This window comes from Acidisoma cellulosilyticum (assembly GCF_020621385.1).
Taxonomy (GTDB): domain Bacteria; phylum Pseudomonadota; class Alphaproteobacteria; order Acetobacterales; family Acetobacteraceae; genus Acidisoma; species Acidisoma cellulosilyticum.
On the sequence record NZ_JAESVA010000059.1, the window covers coordinates 1 to 206 of the forward strand.

General features: G+C 60.7%; 1 pseudogene. It reads right to left on the reverse strand.

Features of this window, described 5'->3' with window-relative positions:
* Positions 1–99: pseudogene (locus ACELLULO517_RS28520) on the reverse strand (transposase); the annotation flags it as partial.
* Between the last annotated feature and the right edge of the window lie 107 nt (positions 100–206).

Sequence of the window (206 nt, forward strand, 5' to 3'; positions counted from 1 at the left end):
TGCCCAAACGCCCGCCTTGCGCCAACGGTTGAACCGGTTGACGCAGGTCGTATGCGGCCCATAGCGCTGCGGAATGTCTGCCCAAGGAGCCCCCGTCCGTAGGTGTTTGATCCCGGGCTTTGATGGTGCGATCTTTTCTTCTGAATGGAGGGAGGCACTATGGGCCAGGTTTTACACGGGAGCGCCACAACGACAGAGGCTGTCCG